This is a genomic window from Apilactobacillus sp. EABW-1NA (assembly GCF_030398685.1).
Taxonomy (GTDB): domain Bacteria; phylum Bacillota; class Bacilli; order Lactobacillales; family Lactobacillaceae; genus Apilactobacillus; species Apilactobacillus waqarii.
Map to the genome: position 1 here is coordinate 14,002 of NZ_JAPDKO010000004.1, position 17,175 is coordinate 31,176.

The following is a 17,175-nucleotide window of genomic DNA, read 5'->3' on the forward strand; positions in this document are numbered from 1 at the left end:
ATCCGTCTTTTTGTTTATTAATATGATTCTGAAACGTCAATCTTTTCTTGAGCAGAGAAGTCATCGTTAGGGTAACGACGTTTCAATGCTTTGATTAAGATGTGTTTTGCGATGATGTTGTTTCTAGCTAGGATAGGACCGTGGAAGTATGTGCAGTAAACGTTTTTGAAGATTGCACCTTCAGCTTGATCGGTACCATTATTACCGTAACCTTGTTCAACGTCACCTAATGGACGTTCACCATTTCCAGTGTAAGTAACACCTTGGTGGTTTTCGAAACCATGGTAAACTTCACCGGTTTCCTTGTTCTTAATCTTGATATCACCGATGAAACGGTTGTCGTGTTGTTGTTCGGTGTAGTGGTCTAATACGCCGATACCAGGGATTTTGTTTCCTTCGGCATCAATGTAGTACTTACCTAGAAGTTGGTAACCACCACAGATAGCTAACAAGCAACCATCTGAATCGATGAACTTTTTGATTTCATCTTTTTTAGTTTGGAAGTCTTTTGAAACAATGCTTTGTTCAAAATCTTGGCCACCACCGAATACGGCGATGTCATAGTCATCAGATTTGAAGTCTTCGTCTAAACTAACGACTTGTGATTCAACGTTGATGCCCATTTTCTTTCCATAGTATTTAAGAACTAAGATATTTCCTAAATCACCGTAGGTATTCATCAAATCACCGTATAGATGGGCAATGTGTAATGTATATTCTTTGGTCATTATTCCATACCTCCCTTAATGTAACTTTTTTCTGCAAAGTATTTTCTTAATTGAAGCATTGCAGTATAGGTAGCTAGGATGTAAACCTTCTTAGTTGGTAGAGTAGGGATTTCTTCGACTACCTTTTCTAAGTTAGGTTGAACTTCATGGATGTTTTCATCCACACCGGCAACCTTGAATCTAAAGGTAATGTCCTTGTATCTTTCACCACCAGTGATGAACTTCTTGATTGGCATCTTAGTGAAACGTTCAAATTCACCGTCCCAAATCCAACTAGTGTCAATTCCGTCAGCGTAGTTGGCGTTTAGTAGGCAGATTAGTGAAAAGTCATCTTTTTCTTTTGAGATGGTATCGATAACTTGGTTTAGACCAACAGGGTTCTTAACCAATACTAATGTAGTTTCCTTACCATCGATGTCGATTAATTCTTGACGACCAAAGACACGTTCGTTGGCAGTAAATGCGTTAGCGATGTCCTTTGGATCAACGTCTAGGAAACGGCCAACTGAATAAGCAGCTAGGGCATTGTAGATGTTATATATTCCACCAATTCCAATTGATAGATCTTGGCCATCGACAGTGAAGTCAGATGAGTTAGGAGTTAATGCACCTAGTTTAGTTAATTCATGAGTTAGTTCTGGGCGTTTGAAACCACAGTGTTCACAGAAATAGTTACCTAAGTTGGCGTAACTGATGTAGTGATAGTGCAAGATGTTTTGACATACTGGACATAAGACACCATCAGTATTTGGTTCAGCCTTGAAGTTATCTTCATCATCGTGATTCTTGAATCCGTAGTAAATCTTTGGATTTGGTAAATCAACGGAGTTAAAGATTGGTGCATCACCATTGGCGATGATAGTAGCTTCTGGAGCTAGTTTGACACCATCAATAATCTTCTTGTAGGTAGTGTAGATTTCACCATATCTATCCATTTGATCACGGAAGATGTTAGTGAAGACAAAAGCGATTGGTTTAACGTACTTAGTTAGTTTAATAACGTTTGCTTCATCGACTTCCAAGACAGCAAGTGGACGGTTTGTCTTAGGATTTTTAGCTTTTAGAAATGTAGTTACTAGACCTTGTTCCATGTTAGAACCAGATGGGTTAGTAACAACGTTTTGGTATTTTTGTTTTAGCACTTGAACAGTAAGTGCAGTGGTTAGGGTTTTTCCGTTAGTACCAGTAACCACAATAATGTCATAGTTTTGACCTAGATGTTTTAAAATCGCTGGATCAATTGCGGTGGTAATCTTTCCAGGAAGAGAACTTCCCCCGTTCATAAAGGTATGTAAAAACCAGTATGAAGACTTACCAGCAAAAGTCGCAAATTCGCTTCTTATAGACATTGCTTGTACTCCTTAATTAATTAATACACAAAATTTTATCATACTTTACTATTATAGACCGAATAATTGCATTATTTCAGTAAAATGATGTAAATTCTTTGGAACTGTCGAAATTAATTCATAAATCAGCTATAATAATAAATGAAAAAATACAGAAAGCGAGTTTAATCATGGCACAACTATATTATCGCTACGGGGCAATGAACAGTGGAAAGTCCATTGAAATCATCAAAGTTGCTCATAATTATGAAGAACAAGGTAAATCAGTCGTAATCATGACAAGTGCATTGGACACAAGGGAAGAAAGAGGTACTGTTGCATCCCGAGTAGGATTAAGCAGAGGTGCACATGTGATTGAAGCGGATTCTGATTGCTTTGAAATGGTCAAAGAAATTGACCCAGATGCTAGTTGTATCTTAATTGACGAAGCCCAATTTTTAACTAAGGCTCACGTCTTACAATTAGCAAAGATTGTCGATGAACTATCGATTCCAGTAATCGCGTTTGGTCTAAAAAATGACTTCCAAAACAAGTTGTTTGAAGGATCTGAAGCGTTATTGTTATATGCTGACAAGATTGAAGAAATGAAGACTATTTGTTGGTTCTGTGGTCGCAAGGCTACAATGAATCTTCGTTTCCATGACAATCAACCAGTATATGAAGGTGAACAAATTCAAGTAGGTGGAAATGAATCATACTACCCAGTATGTCGTAAGCATTATTTCAACCCACCTTTGGACGAAATGGGAAAGTGAGGAATAATTAATGGATGAAATATTTGAAAAGCTGCAATCAGTAGTTGATCGATACGATGAACTAAACGAATTGATCAGTGACCCAGAAGTTATCGCAGATACAAAACGTTTCATGGAACTATCTAAAGAAGAAGGTAGTCTAAGAGAAGTTGTTGCTGCTTACAACAAGTACAAGGACGTAGTCTCTCAACTAGAAGACGACAAGGCCATGCTTGCTGAAAAGCTAGACGATGACATGAATGAAATGGTTAAGAGTGAAATTAGTGAACTAGAACCACAAAAGGCTGAACTTGAAGAACAAATCAAGATTATGCTATTACCTAAGGACCCTAATGATGACAAGAACATCATCATGGAAATCCATGGTGCTGCTGGTGGGGATGAAGGAAGTCTATTTGCTGCCGACCTATACAACATGTACATTCGTTACGCTGAAAGTCAAGGCTGGAAGACATCAATCATTGATGAAAGTGACACCGAAGTTGGTGGATTTAAGGAAATCGCCATCATGATTCAAGGTGATAACGTATATTCTAAGTTGAAGTTTGAAAACGGTGCTCACCGCGTTCAACGTGTTCCTTCAACTGAATCAGCTGGTCGTATTCATACTTCAACTGCTACTGTTGGTGTTATGCCGGAAGCAGAAGACGTTGACTTAGAAATCGATCCAAAAGACATCAAGACCGATGTTTACCGTGCATCTGGTGCCGGTGGACAACACGTTAACAAGACTTCTTCAGCGGTTAGAATGACCCACTTGCCAACAGGTATCGTTGTTGCTATGCAAGATGAACGTTCACAACAACAAAACCGTGCTAAGGCAATGCAAGTGTTGAAGTCACGTGTATACGATTATTACCAACAACAAGAAGAAGATAAGTATGACGCTGAAAGAAAATCAGCCGTGGGTACTGGTGATCGTTCAGAAAGAATTAGAACTTACAACTATCCTCAAAACCGTGTTACTGACCACCGTATTGGTTTGACAGTTAACAAGTTGGATAAGGTTATGAATGGTGACTTAGAAGATATCATTGACGCATTGATTCTATCTGACCAAACCGAAAAGTTGGAGCAACTAAAGAATGAATAATATGACTTATTTTGAAGCCCAGAAGAGGGCTTCTTTTCTTATCTCCGAAAAAAATTTAGATGAGGAGACCGCTAAAATATTCTTAATGGAAATGTTTGGCTTCGATAATACCCACTTACTGTTGCATTATCGTGACGAGATGAAACAAGAAGACGTCAAAAGATACTTTGATTGGATTGACCAATATTTAAATGGCCAACCGGCTCAATACATCATCGGTGAGACTGAGTTTTACGGTAATCGTTTTAAAGTCGATGATAGAGTATTAATTCCACGCCCTGAAACAGAGGAGTTAGTAGAGTGGTTATTGACTGATTTTGCCAATCAAAAAGACTTAAAAGTGCTCGATATGGGAACCGGAAGTGGTGCTATTGCCATCTCGATTAGTAAGGAACATCCAGACTGGCAGGTAGATGCTGCTGACATCTCCGCAAAAGCCTTACAGGTAGCCGGTTTGAACAATGAAATGAACAAAACGAACGTTAGGTTCATCGAGAGTGATTTGTTTAACGCAATAAACGAAGATTATGACGCAATTATTAGTAATCCACCATATATTTCCGAAGATGAAATCAAGTATATGGATGAAAGTGTCATAGAACACGAACCAAAAGAAGCATTATTTGCAAAAAATAATGGCTTATTTATGTATCAAAAAATCGCAGAATATATTAAAATAAAGAAGGACGCTGTACACGGCAGTTTATATCTTGAAATTGGGTTTAAACAAACTGAAGCAGTAACCGAGATTTTTACCGAGTTAATTCCGGGATGCGAAGTCACTAGTCGTAAAGACTTCTTCGGTAATCCAAGAATGATTCGAGTTAAGTATTAGGGAGGGATGTATTTATATATGGACACAAAGATATACACTGCAGATGATTTAGCTGCAGCCGCTAGAGATATCGTCGATGGAAAGCTAGTTTCTTTCCCAACTGAAACGGTATACGGTTTAGGGGCAGACGCAACTAATGAAGATGCGGTTAAGCAAGTTTACGCGGCTAAAGGACGTCCAAGCGACAATCCTTTAATCGTCCATGTTGACGGCCCAGAAATGGTTGAAAGATACGCACAACCATTGTCTGATGAGGCAAAGAAGCTAATTAATACATTTTGGCCTGGACCATTAACCATCATTTTTAATTTGAAAGACAATGTATTATCTAAAACCGTTACCGGTGGATTGGATACTGCCGCATTTAGAAATCCTAACAATGATGTAACGTTATCATTGATTAGAGAAGCCGGGGTACCAATTGTGGGACCATCTGCTAACACATCTGGAAAACCAAGTCCTACCTTGGCTAAGCATGTTTACCATGATTTAAAAGGTAAGATTGCTGGAATTATAGATGACGGTGAATGCCAATATGGTGTTGAATCCACGGTGTTAGATATGTCTACTGATCAACCTGCCATTTTAAGACCAGGTGCTATTTCAGCTGAACAAATCGAAGAAATTATCAACAAACCCGTGCTAGATGAACGAGTACATCTATCTGATAGCCAAATTCCAAAGGCTCCAGGAATGAAGTACAAGCACTACGCGCCATCAGCTCAAGTCTATATTGTCGATTCCACAAGCGACTTCAAGAAAGCAGCTAAGTGGGCATCACAACAAGATCATACTGTCGGAGTCATGGCAACTGATGCTGTTTTAAACGATATTGATTGGTCTGATAATGTTGAAACATTTTCATTAGGAGATACCGTCTTATCAGCAAGTCATGCTTTATTTGCAGGGCTAAGACATTTTGACAATGAAGAAGAAGTAAAATCAATCTTGACCCAAGGTTTTGCAAATCAAGGCATTGGTGAAGCATATATGAACAGATTGAATAAATCTGCTGGACAAAAACATTTTAATAAATAGTTACGTAACTTTTGAGGGGGGCACTTCTGTCATGAAATACGATTACCAAAATGAAGACAAAGAATTATGGGATGTAATTAAGAATGAACAAACTCGTCAAGAAAACACAATTGAGCTAATTGCGTCAGAAAACATTGCATCAAACGCTGTAATGGCTGCACAAGGTTCTGTTTTAACTAACAAATACGCCGAAGGGTATCCTGGTAAGAGATACTACGGTGGGTGTGAATTTGTAGATAAATCAGAAACATTAGCGATTGAACGTGCAAAGAAGTTATTTGGGGCTGAATACGTTAATGTTCAACCACATTCAGGTTCACAAGCTAATCAAGCTGTGTACTCAGCATTTTTGAAGCCTGGAGATAAGATTTTAGGGATGGACCTAAACGCTGGAGGTCACTTAACCCACGGTGCTAAGGTAAACTTCTCAGGTAAGATTTACCAATCATTCTCATACGGCCTAGATCCAAAGACTGAACGTCTTAACTACGATGATATCTTAGCAATTGCTAGGGAAGTTCAACCACAAATTATTGTTGCTGGTGCTTCAGCTTACAGCCGTATCATCGACTGGAACAAGTTCAGAGAAATTGCCGACGAAGTTGGCGCCTACTTAATGGTAGATATGGCCCACATTGCTGGACTAATTGCTACCGGATTACATCCAAGTCCCATCGGAATTGCCGATGTCGTAACTACAACCACTCACAAGACTCTAAGAGGACCTCGTGGTGGAATGATTTTGTCTAACGAAAAATATGCTAAAAAGATTAATTCTGCAATGTTCCCAGGATCACAAGGTGGACCATTGGAACACGTGATTGCTGGTAAGGCTGCTTGTTTCTTTGAAGACTTGCAACCAGCATTTACAGAATACTCAAAACAAGTTATTAAAAATGCAGCTGCTATGGCTGACGAATTTAACAACAGTGATACTATCAAGGTGGTATCTGGTGGTACCGATAACCATTTGATGGTCTTAGACTTAACCAACACTGAATTAAATGGGAAGGAAGCTCAAATCCTATTAGATTCACTTAAGATTACAACTAATAAGGAAGCAATTCCTGATGAGAAATTAAGTCCATTTGTTACAAGTGGATTAAGATTAGGAACTCCTGCGATTACTTCTAGAGGGTTCGATGAAAAAGATTCACGTAAAGTTGCAAAGATGATAACACGTGCAATTGAAAATCATGACGATGAAAATGTCCTAAACGAAGTAAAAGAAGAAGTATCCCAATTAACCCAATCACATCCAATTTTTGATTAAAGGAGATTAATCATGGGAAAATTTCAAGTAATGAATCATCCATTGATTCAACACAAGTTAACTATTATTAGAAACGAAAATTGTGGAACTAGAGAATTTCGTGAAGTTGTAAATGAAATTGCCTCATTGCTAGCTTTCGAAGTTTCTAGAGACATGCCACTAGAAGACGTTGATGTAAAGACTCCACAAGGAATTGCGCATGCAAAGCAACTTTCAGGTAAGAAGGTAGCCGTTGTGCCAATTCTTCGTGCCGGCATCGGGATGGTAGATGGTATCTTGGACCTAATCCCAGCCGCTAAGGTCGGTCACATCGGTATGTACCGTGACGAAAAGACCCTGGAACCACACGAATACTTTGTGAAATTGCCAAGTGATATTGACAAACGTCAAATTTTTGTTGTTGATCCAATGCTTGCTACCGGTGGTTCTGCCATCATGGCAATCGATGCTTTAATTAAGCGTGGTGTCGACGAAAGTAATATTAAATTTGTGTGCTTGGTAGCTGCTCCCGAAGGTGTGGAAGCGCTTCAAAAAGCCCATGGTGACGTAGATATTTACACTGCTGCGTTAGATGATCATCTAGAAAACGGTTACATTGTACCCGGACTAGGTGATGCCGGAGATCGTCTATTCGGAACTAAATAAAATAAAAATCCGTCGTTTTTTCGCGATGGATTTTTTATTTATGTATAACTTTATACTAAAAGTCCAAGATATATTTTTTACAATTTGTAAAGCACAAATTGTAATTTTTGTAAAAAAACTGTTAAATAGTTATTTTATTTTGAAATGAAGCCTGAATGGTGGTAATATCTTAGTGTATTTTGAAAGAGAAATACATCATCTTAAGAGTTAAAACTATCATTAATGTAATGTTAATGTTTAGTATGCTTAGGTTGCGAAAAGGGGTGATAATCTGTGAATGATCCAATATCCACATTTAAGCTATTTGGGCTTACATTCAATATTGGAAACATGGTTTCCGTTACGGTTGCCGCAGTTTTCGTATTCTTGTTTGTATTCATTTGTTCTAGAAAACTACAAGTGATTCCATCAGGGAAACAAAACTTGCTTGAAATGATTGTTGATTTCACCAACGGAATTGTTAACACTTCTGTTGAAGGTGCTAAAGCCAAGGCTTACGGTCTATTTGCTTTCGTACTATTCGTATTCATCTTCATTTCTAACCAAATGGGACTACTTTTCCAAATTGATTACAATGGGGTTGCCTATGTTAAAAGTCCAACGTCAGATCCAATTGTCACTTTGACATTGGCCGCTATCACGTTGGCATGGGCTCATTTCGCAGGAGTTTCAAAGCTTGGATTCAAGGGTTACTTCTCAAGTACATACTTGAAGCCATTTAAGTTATGGTTGCCATTGAATGTCTTCGAAGAGTTAGCTAACTTCCTAACTCTTGGTTTGCGTCTATATGGTAATATTTTCGCAGGTGAACTACTTCTAGGATTGCTATCTAAATTAGCACTAGGTTACGGTGTATTGGGATACATCCCTTCCGTACTTGTTGCAATGATTTGGGAAGCATTCTCAATCTTTATCGGAAGTGTTCAAGCATTCGTATTTGTAACCTTAACATTCGTATACATTTCTCAAAAGATTCAACCTGAGGAATAATTTTATTTATTATAAGGAGGATTTACCATGGGTGTATTAGCTGCTGGTATTGCTATGGCTGGTGCCGCTATTGGTGCGGGTATCGGTGATGGTATCGTTATTTCTAAATTTATTGAAGGAATGGCTAGACAACCAGAAATGACTGGTCAATTAAGAACTAACATGTTTATCGGTGTTGGTTTGGTCGAAGCTCTACCTATTATTTCTTTAGTTCTATCATTCGTATACATGGCTAAATAATAATATAAAGGTAAAGTAATTCTTCTATTCTCAATTAAGGAGGTGTCAATAGATGCTTTCACATTCATTATTGCCAACTGTCGCTGTGACTGATGGTGGTGGATTGTACTACGGTAACATGATCTTTACAGCTCTTGTTTTCATCATCTTGATGATTCTTATCATGAAATTTGCATGGAAGCCATTATCAGAAATGATGGAAAAACGTGCTAACAAGATTGCCGATGACATCAATTCTGCAGAAAAGTCACGTAAGGACGCTGAAGATTTAGCAAAGCAACGTGAAGACGCCTTAGCAAAATCTAGAGAAGATGCAACCGGCATTATTAATAACGCCAAGCAATCTGCTCAAGTACAAAGTGACCAAATTATCACAACTGCTAGAAACGATGCTCAAAGTATCAAGACTTCTGCTCAAAAAGATATTGAACAAGAACGTAAAGATGCTTTAGCAAACACCAAAAATGATGTGGCCAATTTATCTATTGAAATTGCTTCTAAGATCATTCAAAAAGAATTAAAAGCTGACGATCAAAAGGCATTGATTGATTCTTATATTGAAGGGTTGGGGAAGCAAGATGCTAGATAAAATCACATTCGCAAAACGCTATTCAAAAGCACTTTATGAAGTGCTTGAAGAAAAAAATCAAGTTGAAGCCGGTTTGAGTGAATTATTATCTATCAAAAAAGTTTTTGATGATAATTCATCACTAAGTCGAGTTTTAACTGATGTAAGCTTTCCAGAAGACAAAAAAGAAAGTTTAATCAAACCTTTGATTGACAATTCTGACGTCGAATTTGTTAAAAACCTTTTAAAAGTTTTATTAGGTTCTAACAAAATGGATGAATTTACTTTGATTGTGGAAGAATTTGAACGTTCTTACAATGAAAAGAATAAGATTGTTCATGCTGATGCACTATCTGTAGTTCCTCTATCCGACGAACAAAAGCAAAAACTTGCAGACGTTTTTAAAGCGCGTGTAGGTGCCAACGAAGTTATCCTAGATAACAAAGTTGATCAAAGTCTAATCGGTGGTGTAATTCTAAAATCATCGAACGTTATTTTTGATGGAAGTGTTAAGACAAAAATTAACAACATTAAAAAACTTCTATTGAGTTAATAACAATATCTATCAAAGAGGTGAAACTTTTATGAGCATTAATGCTGAAGAAATCAGTGCTCTAATCAAGCAACAATTATCCGGTTACAAGGATGACCTAGCTGTTGAAGAAACAGGGGTTGTTACCTACGTTGGTGACGGTGTTGCTCGTGCTCATGGTTTAGATAATGCGTTGTCTGGTGAGTTACTTGAATTCGAAAACGGAATCTATGGTATGGCTCAAAACCTTGAAAGTAACGATGTAGGTATTGTTGTTTTAGGTGACTGTACACATATTCGTGAAGGTGCAACTATTAAGCGTACCGGTAAAATCATGGAAGTTCCTGTTGGAGAAGAAATGGTGGGTAGAACCATCAACTCATTAGGTCAACCAATTGATGGTAAGGGTGATATCAAGACTGAATCATCTCGTCCTATTGAAAAGAAAGCTCCAGGTATCATGGACAGACAAAGTGTTTCTGAACCATTACAAACTGGTATTAAGTCAATCGATGCGTTAGTTCCAATTGGCCGTGGCCAACGTGAATTAATCATCGGTGATAGAAAAACAGGTAAGACTTCAATCGCTGTTGATACTATCTTGAACCAAAAGGATCAAGATATGATTTGTATCTACGTTGCGATTGGACAAAAGGACTCAACTGTCCGTTCACAAGTTGCTACTCTAGAAAAGTTTGGCGCAATGGATTACACAATCGTATTGTCAGCCGGTCCTTCTGAACCAGCTCCATTACTATACATTGCTCCTTACGCTGGTGCAGCTATTGGTGAATACTTTATGAACCAAGGTAAGCATGTTTTGATCGTTTATGATGATTTAACAAAACAAGCCAACGCTTACCGTGAACTATCACTTATTCTTCGTAGACCTCCTGGTCGTGAAGCATATCCTGGTGATATCTTCTATACCCACTCACGTTTACTAGAACGTGCTGCTAAGTTATCAGACAAGTTAGGTGGCGGTTCAATGACTGCTCTACCAATTGTTGAAACTCAAGCAGGGGACGTTTCAGCTTACATTCCAACCAACGTTATTTCAATTACTGATGGTCAAATCTTCTTGAACTCAGACATGTTCTATTCAGGAACTCGTCCAGCCATTGATGCTGGTACATCAGTTTCTCGTGTTGGTGGGGACGCTCAAATTAAAGCGATGAAACAAGTAGCAGGTACTTTGAGACTTGACCTAGCTTCATATCATGAACTACAAGCCTTTGCTCAATTCGGTTCTGACTTGGATGATGCAACTCAAGCTAAGTTGAACCGTGGAGCTCGTACTGAAGAAGTTCTAAAACAACCTCTTCACGCTCCACTACCTGTCGAAAAACAAGTACTTATTCTATTTAGTTTGACACACGGATACCTAGACAAGATTGCTGTTGACGATATCCAACGTTACCAAACTGAATTATTCAACTTCTTCGACGCTTCACATCGTGACTTACTAGATACAATTGTAAACACTGGTAAGTTACCAGAAGGTGATGCTTTAGCAAATGCAGTTGATGAATTTACTAAATCATTCACTCCAAGTAAGCAAGAAGAAACACAAAATAACTAGCTTGAAGGATGGTGAGAACTAATGGCTGAATCTATTAATGATGTTAAACATCGTATTGCATCAACCAGAAATACACGTCAAATTACTACTGCGATGCAAATGGTTTCTACTGCAAAGTTGAACCGTATTCAAAAGCATACCAGTAATTATGAGGAATATGTTTCTCGTGTTAAGGCTGTTGTAATGCATTTAGCTCAGTCTCATTTGTTAGACAAAATTAATTCCTCAAGTAATGCGTCTGACCACAAGTCTGGTAAGACAGCATACCTAGTTATTACATCTGATCGTGGAATGGTAGGAAGTTACAACAGTAATGTGATTAGAGAAACTAATAACTTTATTGAAGAACACACTCCAAATCCTGATGATTACATGATTTTAGCTGTAGGTGGAAATGGTGCTGACTTTTATAAGAACCGTAATGTAAACGTGGCTTATGAATACCGTGGCGTTTCTGATATTCCTACTTTCGCTGAAGTTAGAGAAATCGTTAAGACTGCAAACTCAATGTTTGAAGATGGTGTGTTTGACAAGTTATACGTTTGTTACACACACTTTGTTAACCGTATTTCTTCAACTTTTAGAGCTGAAAAAATGCTACCAATGGATAGCGAAGCATTTGAAGAAGATTCAAGTAAAGACATTAAGGCACATGACTTTAGTGCTGAATATGAAATTGAACCTGACGAATCAGCTGTATTGAAGGTTGTATTACCTCAATACGCACAAAGTTTAGTATTCGGAGCAATCCTTGATGCTAAGACTTCAGAACATTCATCAAGTTCAACTGCTATGCAATCTGCTTCAGACAATGCATCAGATCTTATTTCTAGATTAGAATTACAATATAACCGTGCAAGACAAGCTGCTATTACTACCGAAATCACTGAAATTGTCGGTGGTCAAGAAGCTTTGAAGCACTAATATGACGGGAGGAATTAACGAAAATGAGTACTGGTAAGATTATTCAAGTTATTGGACCAGTCGTTGACGTTGAATTCCCAACGGACGTTGAATTACCTGACATCAACACCGCTCTTCGTGTACACAAAGACGATAACGAAACTTTAGTTACAGAAGTTACACTTGAATTAGGTGACGGTGTTGTTAGAACTATCGCCATGGACGGAACTGACGGTTTACGCCGTGGAATGGAAGTTGAAAATACTAAAGCTCCTATTTCAGTTCCTGTTGGTGAAAACACTTTAGGTCGTGTATTTAACGTTCTTGGTGAACCAATTGATGGTGGTCCTGAATTTGGCGACGATGCAGAACGTTGGCCAATTCACAGACAAGCTCCAAGTTACGATCAATTAAATCCATCTGCAGAAATTCTAGAAACCGGTATTAAAGTTATCGATTTACTAGCACCATACATTCGTGGTGGTAAGGTTGGATTGTTCGGTGGTGCCGGAGTTGGTAAAACTGTTTTAATTCAAGAATTAATTCATAATATTGCTCAAGGACATAACGGTATCTCAGTATTCACCGGTGTTGGTGAACGTACTCGTGAAGGTAACGATATGTACTTTGAAATGAAAGGTTCAGGTGTCTTGGACAAGACAGCCATGGTATATGGTCAAATGAACGAGCCACCTGGAGCACGTATGCGTGTTGCTTTAACTGGTTTGACTATCGCGGAATACTTCCGTGACGAAGTTGGTACCGATGTTCTATTGTTCATCGATAACATCTTTAGATTTACTCAAGCTGGTACTGAAGTTTCCGCATTGTTAGGTCGTATTCCATCAGCCGTAGGTTACCAACCTACATTGGCTACTGAAATGGGTCAATTGCAAGAACGTATCACTTCAACTAAGAATGGTGCGATTACTTCAATTCAAGCCGTTTACGTTCCTGCCGATGATTACACCGACCCTGCTCCTGCAACTACTTTCGCTCACTTGGATGCAACAACCAACTTGGAACGTTCATTAACTCAACAAGGTATCTACCCAGCCGTTGATCCATTAGCATCAACATCAGCTGCTCTAGATCCATCAATTGTTGGTGAAGAACACTACAAGGTTGCAACTGAAGTACAACAAGTATTGCAAAGATACCATGAACTTCAAGATATCATTTCTATCTTAGGTATGGATGAATTATCTGACGAAGAAAAGACCATTGTTGGTCGTGCACGTCGTATCCAATTCTTCCTATCACAAAGCTTTAGTGTTGCTGAAACATTTACTGGTTTACCAGGTAGATATGTTCCAGTTGCCAAGACTGTTGAAAGTTTCAAAGCTATCCTAGATGGTAAGTATGATGATCTTCCTGAAGATGCATTTAGAAACTGTGGACCTATTGAAGACGTAGTTGAAAATGCTAAAAAAATGAAGCAAAACAACTAAGGAGGGTTCTAATTGGCTGATAACAACTCAGTATTAACCGTTAGTATCGTTACTCCTGATGGTAAGGTATATGAACGTGAAGATGCTCGCTTGGTTATTGTTAGAACCAAGAGTGGTCAATTAGGAATTATGCCTAATCATGTTCCCGTAATAGCTTCATTGGAAGTTGACGAAGTAAAAGTAAAATCCGGTTCAGATGTAGATGAAATTGCCGTTAACGGTGGTTTTGTTGAATTCTCAAACAATAACTTAACTGTTATTGCAGATAGTGCCGAAAAGCAAGGGGATATCGACGTTGATCGTGCCGCTGCTGCGAGAGACCGTGCTCAAAAGGCATTGGAAATCGCTAGACAAAAGCATGATAACCAAGAAATCCTAAGAAACCAAGTTGCTTTGAGAAGAGCTATTAACCGAATGCATGTTGCTAAACATTAAGGAAAAGGTCTGCATCTAATGCAGGCCTTTTTTGATACATAAATAAAAAATAAATTAATAAATACTTAGTAAAGATTAGAAAGACAAAAAGTGTTTTTTATGTTATAGTTGCTATAAAGAATGGAGATATTATGGAATCATCAAATATTAATTCTTTCTTAGATTTAGCTATTCAATTATTCTTTATTGGATTAGCTTTTTGGAGTTTAAATGATATTCATCTAGAAAGATATGTCAAAATGCACATTAATCAGTACCGAATTTTAATAATTCTATTATCTATCTGTATTGGATATGTGTCAGGATCTTTCTTTATATGGGTAATAAACATGACAATAAATCATTAAAATTGAAATTACTGGAGGGTTACCAGTGGATAAAATCGTGATTAAGGGAGGCCAACGCCTTACCGGTAACGTCCACATTGAAGGTGCAAAAAATGCTGTCCTACCAATAATGGCTGCTACCATTTTAGCCAGTGAAGGAAAAACAGTTTTAAACAACGTACCACTATTATCAGACGTATATACAATGGAAGAAGTTTTACGCTTCTTGAACTTAAAAATTGACTTTAACACTAATGAGAATCAAATGAGTTTTGATGCTACCAACCAAATCTCATACGAAGCTCCATTAGAATATGTTTCAAAGATGAGAGCATCAATCGTAGTAATGGGACCACTATTGGCCAGATTAGGTCATGCTAAGGTTGCATTGCCTGGTGGATGTGCAATTGGTTCTCGTCCAATTGATATTCACTTGAAAGGTTTTGAAGCACTAGGTGCCAAAATCGAACAACATGATGGATACGTTGAAGCTTTTGCTGAAGACGGTTTAAAGGGTGCCGAAATTTACATGGACTTCCCAAGTGTTGGTGCTACTCAAAACATTATGATGGCTGCCACATTAGCAGAAGGCCAAACCATCATTGAAAATGTTGCTCAAGAACCTGAAATCGTTGACCTAGCCAACATCTTAAATGCGATGGGTGCTAGCGTTATGGGTGCAGGTACTAGCAAGATTAAGATTAAAGGTGTAAGTAAGCTACACGGTGTTGACCACAGTGTGCTACAGGACCGTATCGAAGCAGGTACTTTCATGGTAGCTGCGGCATTAACACGCGGTAACGTCTTGATTGAAGATGCTGAAGCATCATACAACCAACCATTAATCGCTAAGATGCAAGAAATGGGTGTAACTGTTAAGGAAGAATCAAATGGTATTCGTGTTATTGGTCCAGATGAATTAAAACCTGTTGACGTAAAGACACTACCATACCCAGGTTTCCCAACAGATATGCAACCTCAAATGACCGTATTACAATTAGCTGCTCAAGGTAGTAGTTTATTGACTGAAACAGTGTTTGAAAATCGTTTCATGCACTTGGATGAACTAGCTAGAATGAACGCTAAATTTAGAATCAACGGGAAGAGTGTGGTCTTAAACGGACCAACTAAGTTTAGCGGCGCAGAAGTTGCTGCAACTGATTTGAGAGCTGCTGCAGCGCTTGTTTTAGCTGGTCTAGTTGCTGACGGTATTACTATCGTTAGAAATTTAAAATACTTAGATCGTGGATATTACGATTTTCATGTCAAGTTAGCCAAACTTGGTGCTGACATTAAGAGAGTTGATATGAAAGATAATGAGGAGCTCTCATTTAGTAAAACTTCACAAAAATAAAATCAATTATAGAGCGATATGATATAATATTTAACATATGAGTTAACTCAGGAGGAAGAGAGAAATGGTAAAAGATATCGGCATTGACTTAGGTACTGCCAATGTTTTAATTTACGTAACAGGAAAGGGAATCGTATTAAACGAACCATCTGTTGTTGCGGTAGATATTAAAACAAATAAATTATTAGCAGTTGGTTCTGAAGCATATAGAATGGTTGGTAGAACACCAAGCAACATTCGTGCAATCAGACCACTTAAAGAAGGGGTTATCTCTGACTTTGACGTAACAGAAAAGATGCTTACATACTTTATCAATAAGTTGAGCGTTAAAGGCTTTATGTCAAAACCAAAGACCATGATTTGTGCCCCAACAAACATTACTAACATCGAAAGAAAAGCAATTATTCAAGCTGCTGAAAAATCTGGTGGTGGTAAAGTTTATATCGAAGAAGAACCTAAGGTTGCTGCAATTGGTGCCGGAATGAACATTTTCCAACCAAAAGGAAACATGGTAATTGATATGGGTGGTGGAACATCTGACATCGCCGTGTTATCATTAGGTGATATTGTTGCAAGTAAATCCATTCGTGTAGCCGGTGATGTAATGAACACTGATATCGTTTCTTACATAAAGGATAAACATGGATTGGTTATCGGTGAACACACTGCCGAAAAGATTAAGATTACCATTGGTACTGCAGATCCAAACGAAACTGATGTGAAAGAAATGGAAGTTCGTGGTAGAGATGTACTTGGTGGTATGCCAAGATCTATTACTCTAAACAGTTTAGAAGTACAAAAGGCTGTTGAAGATACTGTTAACCAAATTATTGATGCTGCTAAGGATGTCTTAGAAGTAGTTCCTCCTGAATTAGCTTCTGATATTGTAGACAGAGGAATTATTTTAACAGGTGGTGGTGCCTTATTAAGAGGTATCGATCATGCAATTTCAAAAGAATTAACTGTGCCAGTGTTAATTTCTGAAAGTCCTCTAGATAATGTTGCTAAGGGTGCCGGTGCATTACTTGAACATATCAACAAACAAGAAAGCAAAAAATAAAGATTAATATAAGAAAGT

Annotated in this window: 19 protein-coding genes; 17 read left to right on the forward strand and 2 right to left on the reverse strand. The window is 38.1% G+C overall.

Annotated elements, in window-relative coordinates; translation table 11 throughout:
• Nucleotides 1-17: 17 nt before the first annotated feature.
• Together OEZ61_RS01790 and OEZ61_RS01795 are read right to left on the reverse strand one after the other, a co-directional pair.
• On the reverse strand, nucleotides 18-728 hold the full coding sequence (locus OEZ61_RS01790; RefSeq protein WP_034532051.1) for a glutamine amidotransferase: 711 nt from the start codon (nucleotides 726-728) through the stop codon (nucleotides 18-20).
• Complete coding sequence (locus OEZ61_RS01795; RefSeq protein WP_290046743.1) at nucleotides 728-2,077, reverse strand: Mur ligase family protein; 1,350 nt, start codon at nucleotides 2,075-2,077, stop codon at nucleotides 728-730. Before OEZ61_RS01795 ends, OEZ61_RS01790 begins: the two co-directional genes overlap by 1 nt.
• Nucleotides 2,078-2,247: 170 nt before the next feature.
• On the opposite strand from OEZ61_RS01795, the gene OEZ61_RS01800 reads away from it, so the two are divergent.
• The 17 genes from OEZ61_RS01800 (at nucleotide 2,248) to OEZ61_RS01880 (ending at nucleotide 17,157) form a co-directional block, all read left to right on the forward strand.
• Entirely contained in the window at nucleotides 2,248-2,832 is a 585-nt protein-coding gene (locus OEZ61_RS01800) for a thymidine kinase (protein WP_034534743.1), read from the forward strand.
• 10 nt (nucleotides 2,833-2,842) lie between these two features.
• The gene (gene prfA / locus OEZ61_RS01805) at nucleotides 2,843-3,925 is read left to right on the forward strand and encodes a peptide chain release factor 1 (RefSeq protein WP_034534741.1); all 1,083 of its coding nucleotides are present in this window, start codon (nucleotides 2,843-2,845) and stop codon (nucleotides 3,923-3,925) included.
• 1 nt (nucleotide 3,926) lies between these two features.
• A complete protein-coding gene (prmC, locus tag OEZ61_RS01810; RefSeq protein WP_290046803.1) occupies nucleotides 3,927-4,760 on the forward strand; it encodes a peptide chain release factor N(5)-glutamine methyltransferase in 834 nt (277 codons plus the stop codon).
• 18 nt (nucleotides 4,761-4,778) lie between these two features.
• The gene (locus OEZ61_RS01815; protein WP_290046748.1) at nucleotides 4,779-5,798 is read left to right on the forward strand and encodes an L-threonylcarbamoyladenylate synthase; all 1,020 of its coding nucleotides are present in this window, start codon (nucleotides 4,779-4,781) and stop codon (nucleotides 5,796-5,798) included.
• A 31-nt stretch (nucleotides 5,799-5,829) separates the two neighbouring features.
• Nucleotides 5,830-7,071: a serine hydroxymethyltransferase gene (glyA, locus tag OEZ61_RS01820; RefSeq protein ID WP_290046751.1), complete on the forward strand. Its 1,242-nt coding sequence runs from the start codon at nucleotides 5,830-5,832 to the stop codon at nucleotides 7,069-7,071.
• A 12-nt stretch (nucleotides 7,072-7,083) separates the two neighbouring features.
• Nucleotides 7,084-7,716 (forward strand): uracil phosphoribosyltransferase, encoded by a 633-nt coding sequence (gene upp, locus OEZ61_RS01825; protein WP_041152753.1) that lies wholly within the window; start codon nucleotides 7,084-7,086, stop codon nucleotides 7,714-7,716.
• Nucleotides 7,717-7,989: 273 nt separating this feature from the next.
• Nucleotides 7,990-8,706 (forward strand): F0F1 ATP synthase subunit A, encoded by a 717-nt coding sequence (gene atpB / locus OEZ61_RS01830; RefSeq protein ID WP_080997890.1) that lies wholly within the window; start codon nucleotides 7,990-7,992, stop codon nucleotides 8,704-8,706.
• 27 nt (nucleotides 8,707-8,733) lie between these two features.
• Nucleotides 8,734-8,946, forward strand: coding sequence for a F0F1 ATP synthase subunit C (gene atpE / locus OEZ61_RS01835; RefSeq protein ID WP_041152751.1), 213 nt, complete (start codon nucleotides 8,734-8,736; stop codon nucleotides 8,944-8,946).
• A gap of 52 nt (nucleotides 8,947-8,998) precedes the next feature.
• On the forward strand, nucleotides 8,999-9,535 hold the full coding sequence (atpF, locus tag OEZ61_RS01840; RefSeq protein ID WP_041152750.1) for a F0F1 ATP synthase subunit B: 537 nt from the start codon (nucleotides 8,999-9,001) through the stop codon (nucleotides 9,533-9,535).
• On the forward strand, nucleotides 9,525-10,067 hold the full coding sequence (gene atpH, locus OEZ61_RS01845) for an ATP synthase F1 subunit delta (protein WP_290046758.1): 543 nt from the start codon (nucleotides 9,525-9,527) through the stop codon (nucleotides 10,065-10,067). The genes atpF and atpH overlap by 11 nt, the downstream gene beginning before the upstream one ends.
• A 31-nt stretch (nucleotides 10,068-10,098) precedes the next feature.
• Nucleotides 10,099-11,628 (forward strand): F0F1 ATP synthase subunit alpha, encoded by a 1,530-nt coding sequence (atpA, locus tag OEZ61_RS01850; protein ID WP_041152748.1) that lies wholly within the window; start codon nucleotides 10,099-10,101, stop codon nucleotides 11,626-11,628.
• Between the two features lie 21 nt (nucleotides 11,629-11,649).
• Nucleotides 11,650-12,552: a F0F1 ATP synthase subunit gamma gene (locus OEZ61_RS01855; RefSeq protein WP_041152747.1), complete on the forward strand. Its 903-nt coding sequence runs from the start codon at nucleotides 11,650-11,652 to the stop codon at nucleotides 12,550-12,552.
• 23 nt (nucleotides 12,553-12,575) lie between these two features.
• The gene (gene atpD, locus OEZ61_RS01860; RefSeq protein WP_053796435.1) at nucleotides 12,576-13,982 is read left to right on the forward strand and encodes a F0F1 ATP synthase subunit beta; all 1,407 of its coding nucleotides are present in this window, start codon (nucleotides 12,576-12,578) and stop codon (nucleotides 13,980-13,982) included.
• Between the two features lie 12 nt (nucleotides 13,983-13,994).
• On the forward strand, nucleotides 13,995-14,417 hold the full coding sequence (locus OEZ61_RS01865; RefSeq protein WP_034534725.1) for a F0F1 ATP synthase subunit epsilon: 423 nt from the start codon (nucleotides 13,995-13,997) through the stop codon (nucleotides 14,415-14,417).
• A gap of 131 nt (nucleotides 14,418-14,548) precedes the next feature.
• Nucleotides 14,549-14,764 (forward strand): DUF1146 family protein, encoded by a 216-nt coding sequence (locus OEZ61_RS01870; protein ID WP_080695557.1) that lies wholly within the window; start codon nucleotides 14,549-14,551, stop codon nucleotides 14,762-14,764.
• A gap of 25 nt (nucleotides 14,765-14,789) precedes the next feature.
• Entirely contained in the window at nucleotides 14,790-16,097 is a 1,308-nt protein-coding gene (gene murA, locus OEZ61_RS01875) for a UDP-N-acetylglucosamine 1-carboxyvinyltransferase (RefSeq protein ID WP_041152745.1), read from the forward strand.
• A 64-nt stretch (nucleotides 16,098-16,161) separates the two neighbouring features.
• On the forward strand, nucleotides 16,162-17,157 hold the full coding sequence (locus OEZ61_RS01880) for a rod shape-determining protein (protein WP_041152744.1): 996 nt from the start codon (nucleotides 16,162-16,164) through the stop codon (nucleotides 17,155-17,157).
• Nucleotides 17,158-17,175: the final 18 nt, after the last annotated feature.

Bases quoted from the DNA above. Each gene is read 5' to 3' on its own strand.
- OEZ61_RS01790 (WP_034532051.1), bottom strand. From the start codon at position 728: ATGACCAAAGAATATACATTACACATTGCCCATCTATACGGTGATTTG.
- OEZ61_RS01795 (WP_290046743.1), bottom strand. From the start codon at position 2,077: ATGTCTATAAGAAGCGAATTTGCGACTTTTGCTGGTAAGTCTTCATAC.
- OEZ61_RS01800 (WP_034534743.1), top strand. From the start codon at position 2,248: ATGGCACAACTATATTATCGCTACGGGGCAATGAACAGTGGAAAGTCC.
- prfA (WP_034534741.1), top strand. From the start codon at position 2,843: ATGGATGAAATATTTGAAAAGCTGCAATCAGTAGTTGATCGATACGAT.
- prmC (WP_290046803.1), top strand. From the start codon at position 3,927: ATGACTTATTTTGAAGCCCAGAAGAGGGCTTCTTTTCTTATCTCCGAA.
- OEZ61_RS01815 (WP_290046748.1), top strand. From the start codon at position 4,779: ATGGACACAAAGATATACACTGCAGATGATTTAGCTGCAGCCGCTAGA.
- glyA (WP_290046751.1), top strand. From the start codon at position 5,830: ATGAAATACGATTACCAAAATGAAGACAAAGAATTATGGGATGTAATT.
- upp (WP_041152753.1), top strand. From the start codon at position 7,084: ATGGGAAAATTTCAAGTAATGAATCATCCATTGATTCAACACAAGTTA.
- atpE (WP_041152751.1), top strand. From the start codon at position 8,734: ATGGGTGTATTAGCTGCTGGTATTGCTATGGCTGGTGCCGCTATTGGT.
- atpF (WP_041152750.1), top strand. From the start codon at position 8,999: ATGCTTTCACATTCATTATTGCCAACTGTCGCTGTGACTGATGGTGGT.
- atpH (WP_290046758.1), top strand. From the start codon at position 9,525: ATGCTAGATAAAATCACATTCGCAAAACGCTATTCAAAAGCACTTTAT.
- atpA (WP_041152748.1), top strand. From the start codon at position 10,099: ATGAGCATTAATGCTGAAGAAATCAGTGCTCTAATCAAGCAACAATTA.
- OEZ61_RS01855 (WP_041152747.1), top strand. From the start codon at position 11,650: ATGGCTGAATCTATTAATGATGTTAAACATCGTATTGCATCAACCAGA.
- atpD (WP_053796435.1), top strand. From the start codon at position 12,576: ATGAGTACTGGTAAGATTATTCAAGTTATTGGACCAGTCGTTGACGTT.
- OEZ61_RS01870 (WP_080695557.1), top strand. From the start codon at position 14,549: ATGGAATCATCAAATATTAATTCTTTCTTAGATTTAGCTATTCAATTA.
- OEZ61_RS01880 (WP_041152744.1), top strand. From the start codon at position 16,162: ATGGTAAAAGATATCGGCATTGACTTAGGTACTGCCAATGTTTTAATT.